We start from the raw sequence: 16,848 nt of genomic DNA on the forward strand, positions 1-16,848 counted from the left end.
TTTTCATTTCATTTTATGCTCCCTGCGTAGCAGATAGATGAAGTAAGGTGCACCAATGATGGCGATTACGATTCCGACCGGGATCTCGCGCGGGATCAAGACAGTCCGACCTACCCAATCTCCCAGTAGCATCAGATCGGCTCCGATCACCGCCGCCACAGGCAGACGCCATTGATTGCGGGCTCCAACCAGTGCTCTTGCGATATGAGGAGCCAGCAGACCGATGAAGCTGACCGCGCCAACAGCGGAGACGGCCACCCCTGCCAGGGTAACGGATAGCAGCATTAGCAACAGACGTTCTTTACGTACGAACAATCCCAGTGACTGGCTGAGATCGTCTCCGATCTGCAGAATATTCAGCTTTCGAGCTTGGAGCAGTACGATGGCAAGCATTAGTACGATCAGCGGAGCGAGGGGAGTTAACTGATCCCACCCTCTCCCCCACAGACTCCCTGACATCCACAGCAGCGCCATATTCACATTGGCTGGATGGGTCACCATGAAATATTGAATGCCAGCCTGGAATACGGCACCGACAGCGACTCCGACCAGAGCAAGCGACGCCGGAGACAGTGTGAGTCTACGGCTAGTCAGGATTAGAATCAGGAAGGACAGCATGGCTCCGGCAAAGGCTGCTACAGGCATCCATTGTGCAGCCGCGCCCGGAAGCAAGAAGATCAGTGCCACGGCGGCAAAGCTTGCTCCCTGAGTTATACCAATCACGTCAGGACTCGCGAGTGGATTGCGGAGTAGCGATTGCAGGATAGCACCAGCTACCGCAAGACCTGCGCCAGCGCAGATTGCGACCAGTACCCGGGGCAAGCGAAGCTCATGCACGATAAAATAGGACGGGCTCTGCGGTTCTGTCAGTCCGCTAAGAACCTGTGGTGCAGTGATAGATACTGCTCCTGCTGCAATCGAGAGCCAACAGAGCAGCACCATTAATATGAGACCGCCGATAAGCAGTATGCCTCTCTTCATCCTTTACCCCCTCCTTGGCGACGTGCTAGATAAATGAAGGCAGGAGCTCCGACAAGTGCCGTTACGATACCTACTGGTGATTCGAACGGGAAAGCAATCCAGCGGCTAATGACATCGGCCAGCAGCAGCAGAATGCTGCCCAGCAGGATCGTGAATGGAGCAAGCAAGGTTAGTCTGCTGCTCTTGCCAAGCAATGCCCTCGCGATATGCGGAACGATGAGGCAGACGAAGCTAATCGGCCCACAGATGGCGACTGCCGAGCCAGCGAGCAGCACTACGAGCAGCATGACCCCGGCTCGGACAGCATGAAGCCTCGTGCCAAGTCCGACAGCGACCTCATCATCCAGTTCTAGCATGCGCAGCGAGGGTAGCAGGCACACAAGGATGATTAGTGCCCCGCACAGGATAGGAAGCAGCAGTTGTATATGCTGCCAGCTGGCATGATTCACCGAGCCTACTAGCCAGACGATCATACTCTCTGTTGAGTATTGATTTAGTATCATGGCTCCTTCGGTCAACGCGGCGAACAGGAAATGCACTGAGATACCCGCCAGTGCAAGTGTGACGGTTCGCCGAGGACCGCTTCCAACCAAGGACCAGACGGTTAATGCACCGACGGTAGCTCCTACGAACGCTAGACCGATTGAGGAGAGCAGGCTGGTGACTGGCAGGAACAGGAGCCCTCCTACCACCGCCAGTGAAGCCCCTGCATTAATGCCGAACACATGCGGAGAGGCGAGTGGATTCTTAGTTACTAGTTGAGTGAGTAGGCCCGCTAGTGCGAGCATTCCACCGACGATGCTGGCTAGAATGGCCCTCGGCAGCCTAAGCGTACTGATATATAGATGCTCTTTGGACGTTGGATCAGCATGCACAATGGCTTCAAAGATGGTTCGCCACTGAATCTGAGCAGGTCCGACCTTGAGACTGATCAGGAAGCAAATGATGAGTAGCACGAAGCTGCCGAAAAACAGAAGCAGCAGAACCGCATAGCGGTTCTGCTCTTGCTTGGCATGCTGGGTATGTGTTGCATCGCTCATCTTATTGACCCAAGCTTGTCGTAATGTCAGTCATGATCTGCTCCGATCCAAGCAAGCCACGGGACAAAGACCAGTTGCGACGCTCTACCGTGAAGATGCGATTGTGACTTGCAGCATCGACTTTACTCCACAGCGGATTTTTCTCCCATTCATTGACAACGGTTACTTCCTCGGTCGGCATCAGGAACAGCACCTCAGGATTCAGTTCTACAAGCTGTTCAAGTGTCAGCTCAGGATAGGACTTCTCGTTCTGCAGAGGATCGGTGAAGCCCAGGAGCTTGACGATAGAGCCGGTATACGAATGATCCGAGTGGCCGAAGAAGCCTTTGGGATTCACGACAGCTGGAAGCACAGTAAGGCCTGAAGTGGACAGCTTCTGCTGGGCTTCCTTCACGAGCTGTTCATGCTTCTGCAGGCGTTCTGCGCCCTCTTTCTCTTTGCCTACAGCCTTGGCAATGATATCGAAGTTCTTTAGCATCTGATCATAGTCTGCCTGGAAATCATCCAGCACCAGAACAGGTGCAATTTGTTCCAGCTGAGACAATGCTGCACTGTGTTTGTTAATGTCAGCAATGATGAGATCCGGCTGTACAGAGCTGATCAATTCAATATTGGGCTCATAGCGTGAGCCAAGTGAGGTGTACTGGCCCAGTTGATCCTTGACGCTATCCATGAACAGCTCGGGCGTGCCGTCGTCAGCAATACCTACAGGCTGTACGCCGAGTGAGACCAGCATATCCGTAAAGCTGAAATCCATGGATACAATCCGCTCCGGTATCTTGTCCAGCTTCAGCTCCCCCCGTGCATCCTGTATAGTAATGGAGACGGCAGCCGTGCCTGATTTGGTAGTGGCCGCTGATCCTGAATCAGTATGATTTGAGCCTGCTGTAGAACCTGTATTACTTGCTTGGCCACAAGCTGCGAGACTTACCGCAAGAATGAGGATTAGACTTAAAGAAAAGAAGTGTTTGATACGATGCAGCATGATGCTCCCCCTTGATAATGATAATTATTATCGGTAATTTTAACACTTCATTTTCTGATTATACATGTCTGAATCCACGATTCATCATGCTGAATTATTCGATTTCATGAAGCTGCTGTATATACTGGGTCGGGCTGCTCCCCGTGACTTCCTTGAATGTACGACTGAAATGAAAATAATCGTTAAATCCGACGCTGTGTGCCGCCTTCTTGGCAGACGTCTCCCCCTGCGCGAACAGTTGCTTTGCCCGCTCCACACGGAGCCGTTTGAGGTAGCCGCTCACTGTGAGGCCTGTCTTCTCCTTGAACAAGACACTGTAATGTCCCTTGCTAAGGCCTGTCCGCTCCGCCAGCATAGGCAGTGTCAGCTTAAGCATGTAGTGCTCCTCGATATATTGAATGGACTTCTCCATCTGCGAACCCGAGGCTCGTAGCTCTCCACTTAGCTGGCTCTCGTACATACAGAAGCTCAGAATTCGCTCCAGCATCATGCGGTTGCGGAAATGCTGTGCCTCCACCTCATCCTTATTTTGTTCCGGTGGATTCTCCTGAGCTTGCAGTAGCCCATCGACCATATATCTGACCTTCACATCGCTTAAGAGACGTTGGGGTCCATTCCAGTCCCAAGGCGCATGCTCTGGTAAAATTCGATACACAATGACGGCATATTCTGCTGCTCGTCCCGTCGGGATTCGGACCTCAAGCGTTCCGGCTTCTGAGTGGCAGGCGTATCCATGGGAGATTGGTATGGACTCCCCCGTCCCCGTTACCATAATTAGGTATCCCTGCTGCACAATGATCAGCTTCTCATATCCCGTCTCAGGTATGATTGTACAAGGCTCATGGAATATTTCTATGTGCTCAAATACCGGGATGACTGCGTTTAGCTGCTCAAAGCTCATGAAAATTCCCCTTTTATATAGTTTGCAGTAATTCATATGTGTTCTTAATATAGCATGACTTATGGCTGTTATTTAGCTAATTGTCGACATATGAGGAAGCTGATTTATTCCGTTTTAATAAAGGATTTGACATTTGGTCGAGTTGTAACTAGAATGGTTATAACGGTGGTGATCTTAATGAAACAAATTAGCAGCAGGTTCTCGATCGCCGTCCATATTCTGTCCTATGTCTCATGCATGCCTGAACAGTGTACAGGGGATGATATTGCTGATAGCGTGAACTGCAATCCGGTCATTGTACGCAAGATTATGGGAATGCTGAAGAAGGCTGGGCTGGTCGAGGTCCGTGCAGGTATTGGCGGAGCACATTTGACCAAGTCTCCTGAGGAGATTACCCTTCTCGATGTATATCGTGCTGTGGATGTTACGGAGGATAATCAGCTATTTGGCTTCCATAACCCGGTACCGGCGTGTCCTGTAGGCCATGCGGTGAATACCGAATTAAGCATGCATTTGAAAGCGGCTCAGGATGCGATGGAGCAACGCTTGAATCAGGTTACGATCCAGCACATCATAGTTCAGCCACAGCTACTATAGCTTTCGAGAACGAACATAAGAGGATGGCTGTTTGTGGTGTGTCATACGATATCGGAGAGTGAATGCTCCAGAGCTTACTCTCTGGTATCTTTTATATAGATGCTCATCAATGAGCCTTTTTTTAACCCCGCGTTGTAACTACATATGTTATAACAGTTTTTGTTACGACGTGATGATATATACAATCCAATAACGATCTCAGATGAATATGGAGGAAATGAACATGGCAAAATTGTTAGTAACAGGAGCAACAGGACAACTGGGAGCATTGGTGGTTGAGTCCCTACTAAAATGGGTGGAGGCTAAGGATCTGGCGGTCAGCGTACGTGATCCTAAGAAGGCTGAGCATCTAAGCAAGCTGGGTATTGATGTGCGTCAAGGGGACTTCACCGAGCCGGAATCGCTGCGTGCTGCATTTGAAGGTATTGATCGTCTTCTCTTGATCTCCAGCGCTAGCGGCGATCGGATTGCGCAGCATAAAGCGGCTATTGATGCAGCTAAAGCAGCAGGCGTTCAATTCATTGCCTACACCAGCGTGGCTAAGGCTCAAGAGAGCGGGCTGTTCCTGGCACCAGATCATCGAGAGACAGAGAATGCAATTCGTGAGTCTGGCATCACTTATGCCATTCTGCGCAACAACTGGTATTTGGAAAATGAGGCTAGCACCATTCAAGCTTCATTGCAGGGAGCTCCATGGCTTACTTCTGCTGGCGAAGGTAAGGTAAGCTGGGCTGCACGGCGTGATTATGCTGAGGCTGCGGCTAAAGTACTGGCAACAGAAGGGCATGAGAATGTTATCTATGAGCTGTCCGGCAAGCCCCTGACTCAAGAAGAGCTGGCCGCCTTGGTTCAAGAGGCGAGTGGCAAGGCCATTCAAGTTCAACAGGTTAATGATGAGGCCTATACCGAGACCTTAAAGGGTGCTGGTGTGCCTGAGGCAGCATTGCCGTTCCTGTTACTGATTCAACAGGGAATTCGTGCGGGCGAGTTGGATGTAGAGAGCACTGACTTCGAGCGCGTATTGGGACGTCCGCTGACTCCTCTGAAGGTTGCACTTGGGCAGATCATCAACCAAGGCTAATGCTCCATTTCGCTTACTAAACTAAGATATTCATTCCCGTAAGCTACGGGAGTTCCCTGCCCGACTCCGTAGTCGGACCCAGCAGGTTCATATATTAACGAGAGCCTTCCGTATCACTGGAAATATAGTGGTGGAAGGCTCTCGCTGTATTTAAAGGGATGATTTTGTGCTAAGCCACGTAGTTATATGTAGCTGGTATTTGAAAATATAGAACCTCTCGACTATTTCCTAATCGCCCTGAGCTTCTGGTAGAATAAGGAGAGCTAATCAGATGCATCCGGATTCCTGCATAGCGCCCGTCGCTATCCCCATGCGAGTAAACAGGGTATACGGCTTGCATGCATTCGGAGGCCAAGTGGAAGAGGGAGGTATACATAGATGGATCAGGAATTAGAAGCGCGTTTGAATCAGTGGCATGAGGATGATGAATTTGATGAGATTGTAGAGGCGATCACGGCAATCCCTTCTGCTGAGCGAGATTATGATATGGTGGGGCATCTGGCAAGAGCCTACAACAATCTGGGCGAATATGATGAGGCACTGCAGCTGCTGCTGTCTGTAGCAGAGCAAGGCAAGGAAGATCCGGTGTGGCAGTATCGAATCGGATATGCCTACTACTACTTGCTTCAGTATCCTAAAGCAGTAGAAGCTTTTACTAAAGCCCAAGAGCTGGAGCCGGATGAACATGTAGCGGAATGGGTGGAGATCAGCCAAAAGAAAGCGGAGCGTCATGAGCGGCAAGAGCAGCGTGCAGCAGCAGCAAGGGCCAAGCTGGAGCAGAGTCGGGTGAATCTAGCAGATGCGGAGCCATTCGCCGGAATGGACCTATCAGCGTTCTGGGACGATTCTGAATATGCCACTACAACCTATGTGTCCGAGCCGCCAACAGAGGAGCTGATTGCCTCCGTGGAGGAGGAACTGGGCTATAAGCTGCCAGCTTCGTACATCGCCTTAATGAAGGTGCAAAATGGTGGCGTACCACGAAATACGAGCTTTCCAACAGAGGAATCGACCTCATGGGCAGAGGACCATATCGCCATTTCGAGCATTATGGGAATTGGGCGCGACAAGTCAGAATCCCTGTGCGGAGATTCCGGTAGCCGATTCATGATTGAGGACTGGGGTTATCCAGACATTGGTATAGTGATCTGTGACTGCCCGTCTGCCGGGCATGATGTGGTGATGCTGGATTATCGTGCTTGTGGCAAGGATGGAGAGCCTACAGTCATTCATGTCGATCAGGAAGCGGATTACGAGATTACGTTCCTGGCCGCGGACTTTGAGAGCTTCATTCGTGGCCTGCGTCCAGATGAGGACTTTGAGGTTCCCGAGGAGGAACGGAAGGCAGAAGAGCTGCACAAGGTGAATACGGGATCATTCTCTCCGTTGCTAACGGAGCTGTGTGCGGCAGTGACCGAGGTTGAGGATATCGGGCAAAGGCTTCGTGCCGTCGCAGCGCGCATTGTGGAGGAGAAAGGGCACTTTGCGTTGCATGCAGATGAGCTTTCTCTGCTGATGTATGACGTACAGTTCTTGCTCTATACCCGTGTGCATCCGAATCCTACTCGCGATCAGTATCTGGAGGCATATCGGGACATTATTGCCTTTGCGCCGGGGTTCGGGACGGGTGGCTATGCGGAAGCCTTCATTACAGACTGGCTGGATGATCGGAATTGGCAGGGCATCATCTTGCGGGATCAGGGCAAGCTCCGGCTGGCTGACCAAGCGGATAGTGATATTATCGCACGTCTGAAGGCTGCTGCTGAGCAGATCTGATTCGCTCGAAGTCGGAGTTGAAGAAGCTGGAGTCTAGCCTGGGGAGGAAGCAGTATGTACAATCCATGGTATCGAATAGGTTGGAAGAGCCTGTCTAGCGATGAGAAAGACACACAGATGCGCGAGCTCGCACGGCAATTGCCACCGGGATTTACCTATGCAGGGCTGAGCCGCTTTGCCCGTCATGGGCAGGAGCTGGAGACGGGGGTCTTCGAGCGGACACGCTCCCGCTTTGTGTTCGTTCCGGGTGACCAGGTCACGCTCGGTTGGGAAGCGTCTCTGCACCAGATGGACGAGGCTACGCTCACCGAGCTGAACGAGAGTGCTGCAGAATCTGGCGTTGATAACCTGGAGGAGCTGCTGGGTCAGCAGATGTCTCCTGTTCGTGAGGCGGAGATTACACCGCTGCTTGTCGAATGTGGCCTCAACTCCCTCGGCTGGACTCAGGTAAGTGCTGAGGAAGCCGCGGAATATGGGGGAACGGAGTTGCAAGAGGCCATCGCCCATCTCGAGGAACGCAGCAGCCACAGCTATGAGCTGTATCAATCCTTTCGCGTGGAGCGCCGGAAGGACGGTCAGGGCTTTGATTACTATTTGTTCAACGAGGATCTGCTCTTGGAGGAGTTCGTCGAAGAGGTTCATAGTCTGGGTTATGACCTGTTGACGGAGGATGAGTGGGAATATCTATTCGGCGGCGGGGCACGCTCGCTATTTCCCTGGGGGGACAGCTGGAATTACAAAATGAAGCTGCGGCATCTGGAAGAACTGGCGGAGGACCCGCATCAGGACTATGTCCTGGAGCTACCTAATGCCTTTGGCATCCAATTCGCAGGTGACCCCTATAAATACGAGCTGACGGTACCGCATTCGGAGCCATTCATACCCAAGGGTGGGGATGGTGGAAGTCTGCTATGCGGTGGCTCTGGCGTAGTGATGGGATATCTCCCGGCCACGGCTACTTCGTATCGTGATCCTTTTTATAAGGAGCTGGAGTGGGAAGAGATCATGGATACCATGTACTTCAGAAGAATCGTAAGATTGGAGTCCAGAATTGCAGCGATTTAACAATGATGGACAGGAATAAAGAGGGCTAAGCGCAGATGGAGGTTCATACATTCATCTCAATTCATTGACCCGAGCTCTTTACATTTTGGTTGAATGTATTCAGAAAAAGGCCGCCAGTAGCCATCTTGATGATGGACTGACGGACTTTGGTGTCTAATTAGGGTTGGTGTGAGGCTGATACTGAACAGTACGTAGCTTATCCGGATTAAGCATGACATAGAGCTGCTCAATATGTGCTTGATCCGGGGTCAGCTTCAGACAGATCGCGCCAATTACTTTGCCTGCGTCTATTAAGGCAAGCTGTAGCTCGCCATTCATGATGGCGGAGGACAGGGGGTAATTCCGCAGTGAAGTAAACACCTTGCGAGAGGTCAGAAGCGCAAGGACACCCTTCTGTCCGTGCATCGGTCTGGCCACGGTGAAGACCTTCCCGCCACCGTCGGAGATCAGCATAGGCTTCTCTGCCAGCAGCTCCAGCATGGCATGAATATCATATGCCATAAAGGCCGCTGTGAAGCGGTCCAACAGAGCTGCCCTGCCTTGGTCCACTCTGTTCCGATCTACTTGGTCGCTGGGTGCCGTCATGCTCCTGGCTGATTTGAGGAATTCTGTGTGAGGTACTTTGGCTGCTGTGCTCCCTGTTTTTTCTACAGAGTCCATATGCTCGCCAGTACCTGTTCCCGACTGCAGGCGACGCCGGGAACGACTGTAGAGCTGACGACAGTTACTCTCGGTCATGTCTAGCGTCTCGGCTATATCTTTGTAGGGATACTGAAAGGCTTCCCGCAGCACGAAGACGGCACGCTCCTCAGGTCTGAGCTGCTCCAGCAGTACCATGAAGGCATAGGACAGCTGGTCCTTGCGTTCCGTGAGCACCTCCGGGCTATCGACAGCTTCTCCGAGTGGCTCAGGCAGCCAAGCACCTACATAGATCTCTCGCTGCATACGTGCAGAGTTCAGGCGGTTGATGCTGCGATTGACGATCATTTTCGCAATGTAGGCCTTGAAATCCCGCACCTCTGTCAAGGATCGAGCCTTCAGCTCGATGAAGCAGTCCTGAACGATATCTTCTGCATCAGTGACAGTGCCAAGCATGCGATAGGCCACGGCAAAGGCATACCTGCGATAATCGTGGTACAGCTCCTCCAGAGTAGGAACGTCATCGCTGCCATTGGTTGACTTGCTGTCCTGTGGATTCTGCCTGCCCGGTCGGTTCTGATGATGTGCCGCTTGTGCGTCCATGGAATATCTCCTTCCGGTGGGTAGTGACCTTTAGGCCTCGAAGCAGCCTGGATACATACCTGTTGAGATCGCGATCCGGTTCCAGCTATTTATCGTATTTATCGCTACGATCAGATCCACGTAATCTTCCTCGCTATAGTGCTCCCGCACTCGCTCATATAGCTCCAGCGGTACACCTTGCTCCGAGATTCGAGTGACCTTCTCGGCCAGCTCCAGCATAACCCGCTGTGGGGCTGTGAAGATCGGGGCTTCACGCCAGACCGGCAGCAGCATGATCTGTTCACTATAATTGCCAAGCTTCATCAGGTCCTTGGCGTGCATATCTACGCAGAAGGCACATCCATTAATCTGCGATACCCGAATTTTAAGTAGCTCATATAATACCTTGTCTGCAAAACGTGAGGATGTATGAGCCTCCATCGCCATCATGGCCTTGAATGCTCCTTCATTTGCCGTTCTGTAATTGAATCTCAGATTCATAGTGAATCGCCTCCTGAATTAGTCTTCAATACAGAAGACCATTCAGGAAACGATTCTGTGACAGAGGGGCTGAACTTTTTCACATGAAATCAAAGAAGTAACGAACAACGTGGAAAAATACAGGCGAGGTATACGCCAGGCTGTCCACTCGACTCAGGTAGCTCTGCTTGAGCGCCACAAATTTATCGTCATCTCCAATCAGCAAGTCGCGCTTCAGTACGGATACCGTGAGACTACCGAAGAAGCCGCTCAGGCTGATCAGCATTCCACATACGATACCGAATACGGGATCAAGTGGGGTTAGATACGGATAGATCAGATAGGAGACAGCTGTCGTCACAACGAATGCGCTGATGAAGCCCTCCCAGGTCAGGCTGGGGTTCGCCGTCGGAACGACCTTACGTCTGCCCCAGTAGAGCGAAGCCAGATAATGCACCACATCATTCAGTTGTGTCAGCACGACGAGGAACAGCACCAATCCACCGCCATATTGCGGGGTGGCGAATTGGAAATACGCCAGATGACTCAGTCCGAACACCATGAGCATGAGTCCCCATTGGGTCGAGCTCACACTGCGCAGAAAGCCGACAGTTCCTTTGTTAATGAGTCGTGGAATGGGCAGCAGCAGGAAGACATAGAGTGGAATGAAGACAATGAACATGCCATACCACTCGATATAGATCCAGTAGAACTGAATGGGAATCGCCAGGTAAGCCCACAGGAACAAGCGCCGATCGGCTTTGCGGGTACGAATCATGGAGAAGTACTCCTTAAGCGCGAAGAACGTGAGCAACATAAGCGATAGTAAGGACACGACCGGATTAAACAGGGTAGCTAGGCAAAAAATAAAAAACATGCCCCACCAGGTCTTAATCCGCACGCCAATAGCGCTATAATCTTTGTCAGGCTGGAGGCGGGCTATAATCGTGTAGGCGAGATGAACGGCTGCAAGAGCTACGAAGATCAAGCCAAGCGTAAATAGTGAACTGTGAAATAACTGGTCTATGGCAATCACCAACTTGTCTATGCGATATGGGAAGTTACTTGAGCGGGCACGGGTCAGGGTTCCTATATCCGCACCCTATGTTGTATTATGAAGCAATAATGCCATCCTGATAAGGAGAAATGTTCGAGATGACAGCTGATCAGTCCATTTATATTCTACTCACCAATACGGGAACTCTGTTCACCAAGGTGATTCAATCCTATACAAAGGCACCTTATAATCATGCCTCGATTGCATTCAACCGCGAGCTGTCCGAGTTGTATAGCTTCGGTAGAAAGCATCCTAACAACCCGCTACATGGCGGCTTCGTGCGAGAGGATATCAAGAAGGGCACCTTCAGCAAATATCCTGAGACGACATGTGTGATCTATGAGCTTCGTGTCACAGGGCGTGAGGTTGAGAAGATGAGAAGGGTGCTGGATATCTTCATTCGCAGTCGCCAGAAATTCATGTACAATCTTCTTGGTGTCATCGGGATCACACTCAAGGAGCCCGTTGAATTCAGCAATTCGTACTTCTGCTCGCAGTTCGTGGCCGAGATTCTGCAGCGTTCAGGAATCAAGATCTGGAACAAGCTTCCTGCGCTGGTCACGCCGGACGATTTCAGGCAGACGGATCGGTTAGAGCTGATCTATGAAGGGAAGCTGAGCGATTATGAGCCGAATGAGCCGATACCTGACAGCAGGTGAGTGATGGCTTCGTCCAAGGCGTGTTCTCCTTCCTGATCGCCATGATTTAGCATATGGGGCCTAATATTCACATAGCAGCACTCCTCGCTCTGGATGTAACGATAGACAATCTGGGCTTCATCAATATCATCCCGGCTCATGTTATGCTGAGGTTCTGCGAGAGTAGTGTTTCCTGAATCTTCATCATCTTGCATGCCCTGCAATCCATGTATAATAGCAGACCGCAGCGTTCTGCGCTGCTCTGTAGCTGTAAGCTCCAGGATATCCAGCAGCGTAGAATCTATAATTCGGCTGCCTGTGACCAGCATCAGCTTGGCACGTCCGTCTTCCATCCGCTCCAGTACAGCGATCTGATGATTCACGGCTGCGAATTCCACGACCTGCTCATGACGCAGCAGGAATCGTACGGCTTTTAACTGATCCCTGATTCGGGCGGCTACCTCGAACTCATATGCTTCGCCAGCCTTATACATGCGCTGCTCCATGTCCTCTAGTATGCTCTGATCCTCCTCCTGTAGCAGAAGAGAGATTCGTTCTACCCGTTCATTGTACTGCTGGATGGCCTCCAGCTCTCCTGTACATACCCCAAGGCATAGTCCAAGCTCATAGTTCAGACAAGGGGAGCTGCCTGAAGGCATTGAGCCACGTCTCAGATGTGGATGGCTGCACAATAGCTGCAGTGCTTCCTGAAGACCATATAATGCTTGCTCAATCATGCTTTTGCTTGTGTAAGGTCCCCAGATTCGCTCAACCTGAATGTCCTCAGGAGTGTCGATGATCTCTATATGCTTCAGTACCCCGTTTGTACGTAGTGCCAGATAAGTATAGGCCAGCGGATTTTTCATCTTGGCATTGTACATCGGCTTCCATTGCTTAATCAGCTTGCATTCCAGCATGAACGCCTCGAACTCCGTATCCGTGTGGAGTACCTCCAGATCCCGGATCTGTTGCACCAGACGTTTGACCTTAGGAGAATGGGCCGTATTTTGGTGAAAATACGATTGAACCCGCTTTCTCAGAGCCTTCGCCTTTCCAATGTAGATAATGGTACCGAACTGATCCTTCATGAGATAGACACCGGGGGTTAGCGGTAGATGATTCACCTTTTCCGTCAAATTCATGACAAATCCTCCGATCTATACGATGTACCTTACACCTATTATAAGATTATAGAATGGATTAGCGGGCTGGTGAAGCCTGAAGCAAGAGGAGTGAGGAGGAGGGAACGTACTAGTACGGGAATTGGGATTTTAAGTGAACCTGAGGAGTGTAGGCCTTGACAGGAACGGGATATTAATATATTTTGTTATTATCAATTAGTTATTATTAAATGAGGAATAACAAAATAGCTTTACGTGACAGGTTCATTTAGTCGCAAACACATTTCATTAGTGCCTTCGTTGATCTTACAGCAATTTGTTGTAGGGAAATGAGAGTAGCGCTGGACGTAACATGCAGAAGACAACATATGACGATGATGCAAGAAGCTACATAGGGCAAGTAGATACATGGGGGAGGTAGGCGAAAATTATGATCTATAATGTGGAACAGCTGCGCCGTGCTTATCAGGCGGGGAGCCGCTTTAAATATATGATGTTCTGGGGCCACACACCGCCTGCTGACGGCACACTGAATGCGAGCTGCTTCAGTCAATGGTGGAAGTGTAGCTTTGAGATCGAGGGCGTGACGTACTCTTGCACCGAGCAGTATATGATGGCAGAGAAGGCACGGCTGTTCGGAGATGAAGAGATGCTGGAGAAGATCCTGGAGGCACGTCATCCGAAGGAAATGAAGGCTTATGGCCGAGCAGTGAAGGATTTCGATCAGCAGCTCTGGGAGCAGCAGCGCTATGATATCGTTAAACGAGGCAACGTGGCCAAGTTCACGCAAAATCAGGATCTGGGCCAAGTGCTGATGAATACGAAGCAGCGAATTCTTGTCGAAGCGAGCCCACGAGACCGTATCTGGGGTATTGGAATGGGGAAGAGCAACCCGGATGCCGAGAATCCGATGAAATGGCGCGGGCAGAATCTGCTGGGCTTCGCCTTGACTGAGGTGAGGGACCAGCTGGCTGCGTCTCGGTAACAGAATCGGCTTCGCAGAAATGGGATCGATAGCATTTTCAATGGTGACATGAATATCACTGCTGAAGAGTAGAGAGTAGAGAGTTGAATTTGCTACATGTCTGTCTGGTCTGCACAGTAGATATGTCTTGATTCAGGAGGTTAGGATGACATTTCAAGAGCGGGAACAGGATTTATTTACTGTAGAAGAGCACTATCTGCTGGCGCATTGTATCTCTGCTGATGCGAAGATGGGCGCGGGCATTGCGGTTGCCTTTTGTCAGCATTTTGATCTGAATTCGCTGCGGGAGCAGGCAAGCATCAAGCCACTGGATGTAGGAAGCTGTTATCAGGTGGGCCGTGTGCTGAACCTAGTCACGAAGCCAAAATATTGGCAGAAGCCTTCATATGCTACCCTGACAGCGGCGCTGGTGGACATGAAGAACCAGTGTGTGCAGGCTGGAATCGACAAGATCGCCATGCCTCGTATTGGCTGCGGACTGGACCGACTTCGTTGGGATAAGACTCGGCAGATCATTCAAGAGGTATTTAAAGGGACGGATATAGACATTCTCGTGTGTTCGCAATAGGTGGGTTTGGACTGTAACCCACAACCTTACCACCTCATGAATTCCTACAGAATAAGCAAATAAATATCTAAAGTGCGAAAGTTCTTTAATATGTGAGTAAAGATACTACAAAGTCTAAGGCGGAGGTTCTCATCATGCTAAAAGACGAACACGTACTACAACTAATAGCAGAGAGTGGTCTCGATCGTATGGGGGGAGCACTGGAGCAGACGACTCTTTTGTCAAACAGGATACATGTCACTCCATCGACCGATGACGAAATCGCAGTCGGGAATTCAAAAATCGGAGGGAATCCCGACCTGCCTGCTTCCGTTGACTGGCCGATGTATGACGGAAAGCCTCTGACGTTTATCGCACAAATACAGCTGGGCGAAGTACCATGGAAGCCTGAACCACTACCGCAGTTAGGGCTATTGTCCTTCTTCTATGAAGCAGTCGATCAGCCGTGGGGCTTTGATCCAGAAGAGGCGGGGCAATGGAAGGTAATATATGTCGCGGACATGATCGGACTTGAACGCAAAGCCAAGCCTGCAGGACTGGTGAATCGTGACGAAGCCGAGGCGGAGGCACTCGCAGTCAACTTTTCTGTGCAGACGACGTTGCTTCCACCGAGGACGCTGGAGATGAAACGGCTAGGACCAAATGCTGATGAACTGGATAAGTACATGGATCTCAGGGAGAGCGTGGTTGAGCATAACGGCGCAGATACAGTTATCCATCGCTTCCTCGGACATCCAGACCCAATTCAGGGCGACATGCAGTTGCAAACTCAATTGGTCTCAAACGGAATTAACTGTGGCGATGCCTTCGGCTACCGAGATCCAAGGCGCGAGGACCTGGAGCCGGGTGCGGAAGGCTGGAAGCTGCTACTCCAGATTGATTCTGTGGAGGAGCTGGGACTGTTCTGGGGCGACTTCGGAATGATCTACTTCTGGATACATGAGGACGATTTGAAGAAAAGTGATTTTGAACGAGTCTGGGTCATATTGCAATGTGGTTAACATCTAGAGGGACTGCCTTTTCAGGCGGTCTCTTTGTTGTATATCGCTATGCTACTGTGCACGCACTACTGGTCAGTAATCATCTAGCTTGAAACGAATAGGAGAGGGGGGTTCGACCTCAGGTAGGAGGAAATGTTCTAAATCTTCAGCGTAAGGTGCCGATGGTGGATAGCTTAGCAGGGGCTGAATGTCTAAAGGTGTCGAAAATTACAGAATAAACGGGTATTTTTTTATGATTTCTGGGATATGGAGCACTGTGTCCCTCGTAATTAGTCGTATATAATCATACTGGGGATGGAAGCACTGGATAAGCCCCCCTTTTGTTACAGACTACTGCAATAGACTGGAGTCAGGCTGCCTTCATTGTCAGGCTAATAAAAATAGCAGCTTACGATAAAGAGTACAGGCGACGGTGTGCAGATAACAGCGGATATTCATCTATGATTCTGATGATGGATTCTTTGATCTGGCTGATATCGAGTCGGCCGAGGAACAGTGGAACGTCGTAACACCGTACGAAGGTAAGAAGGAGTTGAGACATCATGCCCCTGCATTTGAAGGAGGTCCGTCCTGAGGACCTCGGCGAAGTTACATTGCTTGTAGGCGACCCGGCCCGAGTAGCCGTATTGGCGGAGGCTTGGGATGAGGCTAAGGAGATCTGCAATAATCGGGAGTACAAGCTGATAAGTGGGTACTGGAAGGGGCGTAAAGTCTCCGTCTGCTCCACGGGCATTGGAATCAGCTCCACAGAGATCGCGGTCATCGAGCTCATTGAGCTGGGAGTCCGTATGCTGGTGCGCGTAGGTGGCTGCGGAGCCTGGCAGACACACATTGCGCCTGGAGATCTGATCGTGAACCACGCTATGGCACGTGAAGCGGGGACATTAGGAGCATACGTGTCTGATGGTTATCCTGCAGCAGCCGATCCGTTACTTGTAGGAGCTCTTCTGCGAGCAGCCCATGAGCAGGGCTTCACGGTACATACCGGAATTGGACTTACGACACAGACCTATTATCTGGGCCAAGGACGTAAGCCAGCAATCGAGCAAGGACCTGACCCGGAGAAATTGATGTCTTATTGGCAGTCTCGGGGCATTCTGAATTGCGAGATGGAGACGGCAGCCATCTATGTGCTTGCCTCGATGTATGGGGTCAGAGCAGCGAATTGTCTGGTGGCTCATGTCAGCCGAACAACGGAGCAGTGGGTGCCTGATGCAGATTATCATGCGATTCATGCCAAGGCGGCTACTGCAGTTCTGGATGCATGTTTTGCGGTAAGGAATGACATCTGAATTCTTAAGTATGAGGACCAATTACAGCACGATATATCAGAAAAGGGGTGTTCATCGAC

General features: G+C 50.7%; 17 protein-coding genes. 9 read left to right on the forward strand and 8 right to left on the reverse strand.

The annotated features are described in order from the left end of the window. Positions 1-3: 3 nt before the first annotated feature. The 4 genes from K331_RS0112915 to K331_RS0112930 all read right to left on the reverse strand — a co-directional run bounded on the left by K331_RS0112915 (position 4) and on the right by K331_RS0112930 (position 3,907). Positions 4-981: a FecCD family ABC transporter permease gene (locus K331_RS0112915; RefSeq protein ID WP_028590625.1), complete on the reverse strand. Its 978-nt coding sequence runs from the start codon at positions 979-981 to the stop codon at positions 4-6. Then, entirely contained in the window at positions 978-2,021 is a 1,044-nt protein-coding gene (locus K331_RS0112920; RefSeq protein ID WP_028590626.1) for a FecCD family ABC transporter permease, read from the reverse strand. The genes K331_RS0112915 and K331_RS0112920 overlap by 4 nt, the downstream gene beginning before the upstream one ends. A 1-nt stretch (position 2,022) precedes the next feature. Next, positions 2,023-3,006: an ABC transporter substrate-binding protein gene (locus K331_RS0112925; RefSeq protein WP_028590627.1), complete on the reverse strand. Its 984-nt coding sequence runs from the start codon at positions 3,004-3,006 to the stop codon at positions 2,023-2,025. A gap of 94 nt (positions 3,007-3,100) precedes the next feature. Beyond that, positions 3,101-3,907 (reverse strand): AraC family transcriptional regulator, encoded by an 807-nt coding sequence (locus K331_RS0112930; RefSeq protein WP_028590628.1) that lies wholly within the window; start codon positions 3,905-3,907, stop codon positions 3,101-3,103. Positions 3,908-4,084: 177 nt separating this feature from the next. Here K331_RS0112930 and K331_RS0112935 point away from each other — a divergent pair, with 177 nt between their 5' ends. From K331_RS0112935 to K331_RS30995, 4 genes are all read left to right on the forward strand, one after another. After that, a complete protein-coding gene (locus K331_RS0112935) occupies positions 4,085-4,504 on the forward strand; it encodes an Rrf2 family transcriptional regulator (protein WP_028590629.1) in 420 nt (139 codons plus the stop codon). Positions 4,505-4,727: 223 nt separating this feature from the next. Next, a complete protein-coding gene (locus tag K331_RS0112940; RefSeq protein ID WP_028590630.1) occupies positions 4,728-5,585 on the forward strand; it encodes an SDR family oxidoreductase in 858 nt (285 codons plus the stop codon). Positions 5,586-5,963: 378 nt separating this feature from the next. After that, entirely contained in the window at positions 5,964-7,361 is a 1,398-nt protein-coding gene (locus tag K331_RS0112945; RefSeq protein WP_028590631.1) for an SMI1/KNR4 family protein, read from the forward strand. A 54-nt stretch (positions 7,362-7,415) separates the two neighbouring features. Further along, positions 7,416-8,426 (forward strand): formylglycine-generating enzyme family protein, encoded by a 1,011-nt coding sequence (locus K331_RS30995; protein WP_051289818.1) that lies wholly within the window; start codon positions 7,416-7,418, stop codon positions 8,424-8,426. Between the two features lie 153 nt (positions 8,427-8,579). On the opposite strand, the gene K331_RS0112955 is transcribed toward K331_RS30995, so the two are convergent. The 3 genes from K331_RS0112955 to K331_RS0112965 all read right to left on the reverse strand — a co-directional run bounded on the left by K331_RS0112955 (position 8,580) and on the right by K331_RS0112965 (position 11,160). Further along, entirely contained in the window at positions 8,580-9,668 is a 1,089-nt protein-coding gene (locus tag K331_RS0112955; protein ID WP_028590632.1) for a sigma-70 family RNA polymerase sigma factor, read from the reverse strand. Between the two features lie 30 nt (positions 9,669-9,698). Then, the gene (locus K331_RS0112960) at positions 9,699-10,148 is read right to left on the reverse strand and encodes a carboxymuconolactone decarboxylase family protein (protein ID WP_028590633.1); all 450 of its coding nucleotides are present in this window, start codon (positions 10,146-10,148) and stop codon (positions 9,699-9,701) included. Positions 10,149-10,227: 79 nt separating this feature from the next. Next, on the reverse strand, positions 10,228-11,160 hold the full coding sequence (locus K331_RS0112965) for a phosphatidate cytidylyltransferase (RefSeq protein ID WP_264177751.1): 933 nt from the start codon (positions 11,158-11,160) through the stop codon (positions 10,228-10,230). Positions 11,161-11,282: 122 nt separating this feature from the next. Between K331_RS0112965 and K331_RS0112970 the strand changes: the two genes are divergently transcribed. Next, positions 11,283-11,843, forward strand: coding sequence for a hypothetical protein (locus tag K331_RS0112970; RefSeq protein WP_018883821.1), 561 nt, complete (start codon positions 11,283-11,285; stop codon positions 11,841-11,843). Here K331_RS0112970 and K331_RS0112975 read toward each other — a convergent pair. Beyond that, positions 11,807-12,964 (reverse strand): GIY-YIG nuclease family protein, encoded by a 1,158-nt coding sequence (locus K331_RS0112975; protein WP_028590634.1) that lies wholly within the window; start codon positions 12,962-12,964, stop codon positions 11,807-11,809. The two genes, K331_RS0112970 and K331_RS0112975, sit on opposite strands and share 37 nt — an antisense overlap. A 409-nt stretch (positions 12,965-13,373) precedes the next feature. Here K331_RS0112975 and K331_RS0112980 point away from each other — a divergent pair, with 409 nt between their 5' ends. The 4 genes from K331_RS0112980 to K331_RS0112995 all read left to right on the forward strand — a co-directional run bounded on the left by K331_RS0112980 (position 13,374) and on the right by K331_RS0112995 (position 16,789). Then, positions 13,374-13,928 carry an NADAR family protein gene (locus K331_RS0112980; protein ID WP_018883823.1) on the forward strand — a complete coding sequence of 185 codons (555 nt, stop codon included), beginning with the start codon at positions 13,374-13,376 and terminating at the stop codon, positions 13,926-13,928. A gap of 145 nt (positions 13,929-14,073) precedes the next feature. Then, positions 14,074-14,496, forward strand: a complete 423-nt coding sequence (locus K331_RS0112985) for a macro domain-containing protein (protein WP_028590635.1) — start codon at positions 14,074-14,076, stop codon at positions 14,494-14,496. A 134-nt stretch (positions 14,497-14,630) separates the two neighbouring features. Beyond that, positions 14,631-15,497 (forward strand): YwqG family protein, encoded by an 867-nt coding sequence (locus K331_RS0112990; protein WP_028590636.1) that lies wholly within the window; start codon positions 14,631-14,633, stop codon positions 15,495-15,497. A 542-nt stretch (positions 15,498-16,039) separates the two neighbouring features. Beyond that, positions 16,040-16,789 (forward strand): nucleoside phosphorylase, encoded by a 750-nt coding sequence (locus tag K331_RS0112995; protein WP_028590637.1) that lies wholly within the window; start codon positions 16,040-16,042, stop codon positions 16,787-16,789. The last annotated feature ends 59 nt before the right edge of the window (positions 16,790-16,848 follow it).

The organism is Paenibacillus massiliensis subsp. panacisoli DSM 21345 (assembly GCF_000426545.1).
Taxonomy (GTDB): Bacteria; Bacillota; Bacilli; order Paenibacillales; family Paenibacillaceae; genus Paenibacillus; species Paenibacillus panacisoli.

Bases quoted from the DNA above. Each gene is read 5' to 3' on its own strand.
- K331_RS0112990 (WP_028590636.1), top strand. From the start codon at position 14,631: ATGCTAAAAGACGAACACGTACTACAACTAATAGCAGAGAGTGGTCTC.
- K331_RS0112940 (WP_028590630.1), top strand. From the start codon at position 4,728: ATGGCAAAATTGTTAGTAACAGGAGCAACAGGACAACTGGGAGCATTG.
- K331_RS0112995 (WP_028590637.1), top strand. From the start codon at position 16,040: ATGCCCCTGCATTTGAAGGAGGTCCGTCCTGAGGACCTCGGCGAAGTT.
- K331_RS30995 (WP_051289818.1), top strand. From the start codon at position 7,416: ATGTACAATCCATGGTATCGAATAGGTTGGAAGAGCCTGTCTAGCGAT.
- K331_RS0112930 (WP_028590628.1), bottom strand. From the start codon at position 3,907: ATGAGCTTTGAGCAGCTAAACGCAGTCATCCCGGTATTTGAGCACATA.
- K331_RS0112915 (WP_028590625.1), bottom strand. From the start codon at position 981: ATGAAGAGAGGCATACTGCTTATCGGCGGTCTCATATTAATGGTGCTG.
- K331_RS0112970 (WP_018883821.1), top strand. From the start codon at position 11,283: ATGACAGCTGATCAGTCCATTTATATTCTACTCACCAATACGGGAACT.
- K331_RS0112980 (WP_018883823.1), top strand. From the start codon at position 13,374: ATGATCTATAATGTGGAACAGCTGCGCCGTGCTTATCAGGCGGGGAGC.
- K331_RS0112945 (WP_028590631.1), top strand. From the start codon at position 5,964: ATGGATCAGGAATTAGAAGCGCGTTTGAATCAGTGGCATGAGGATGAT.
- K331_RS0112935 (WP_028590629.1), top strand. From the start codon at position 4,085: ATGAAACAAATTAGCAGCAGGTTCTCGATCGCCGTCCATATTCTGTCC.
- K331_RS0112920 (WP_028590626.1), bottom strand. From the start codon at position 2,021: ATGAGCGATGCAACACATACCCAGCATGCCAAGCAAGAGCAGAACCGC.
- K331_RS0112975 (WP_028590634.1), bottom strand. From the start codon at position 12,964: ATGAATTTGACGGAAAAGGTGAATCATCTACCGCTAACCCCCGGTGTC.
- K331_RS0112960 (WP_028590633.1), bottom strand. From the start codon at position 10,148: ATGAATCTGAGATTCAATTACAGAACGGCAAATGAAGGAGCATTCAAG.
- K331_RS0112985 (WP_028590635.1), top strand. From the start codon at position 14,074: ATGACATTTCAAGAGCGGGAACAGGATTTATTTACTGTAGAAGAGCAC.
- K331_RS0112955 (WP_028590632.1), bottom strand. From the start codon at position 9,668: ATGGACGCACAAGCGGCACATCATCAGAACCGACCGGGCAGGCAGAAT.
- K331_RS0112925 (WP_028590627.1), bottom strand. From the start codon at position 3,006: ATGCTGCATCGTATCAAACACTTCTTTTCTTTAAGTCTAATCCTCATT.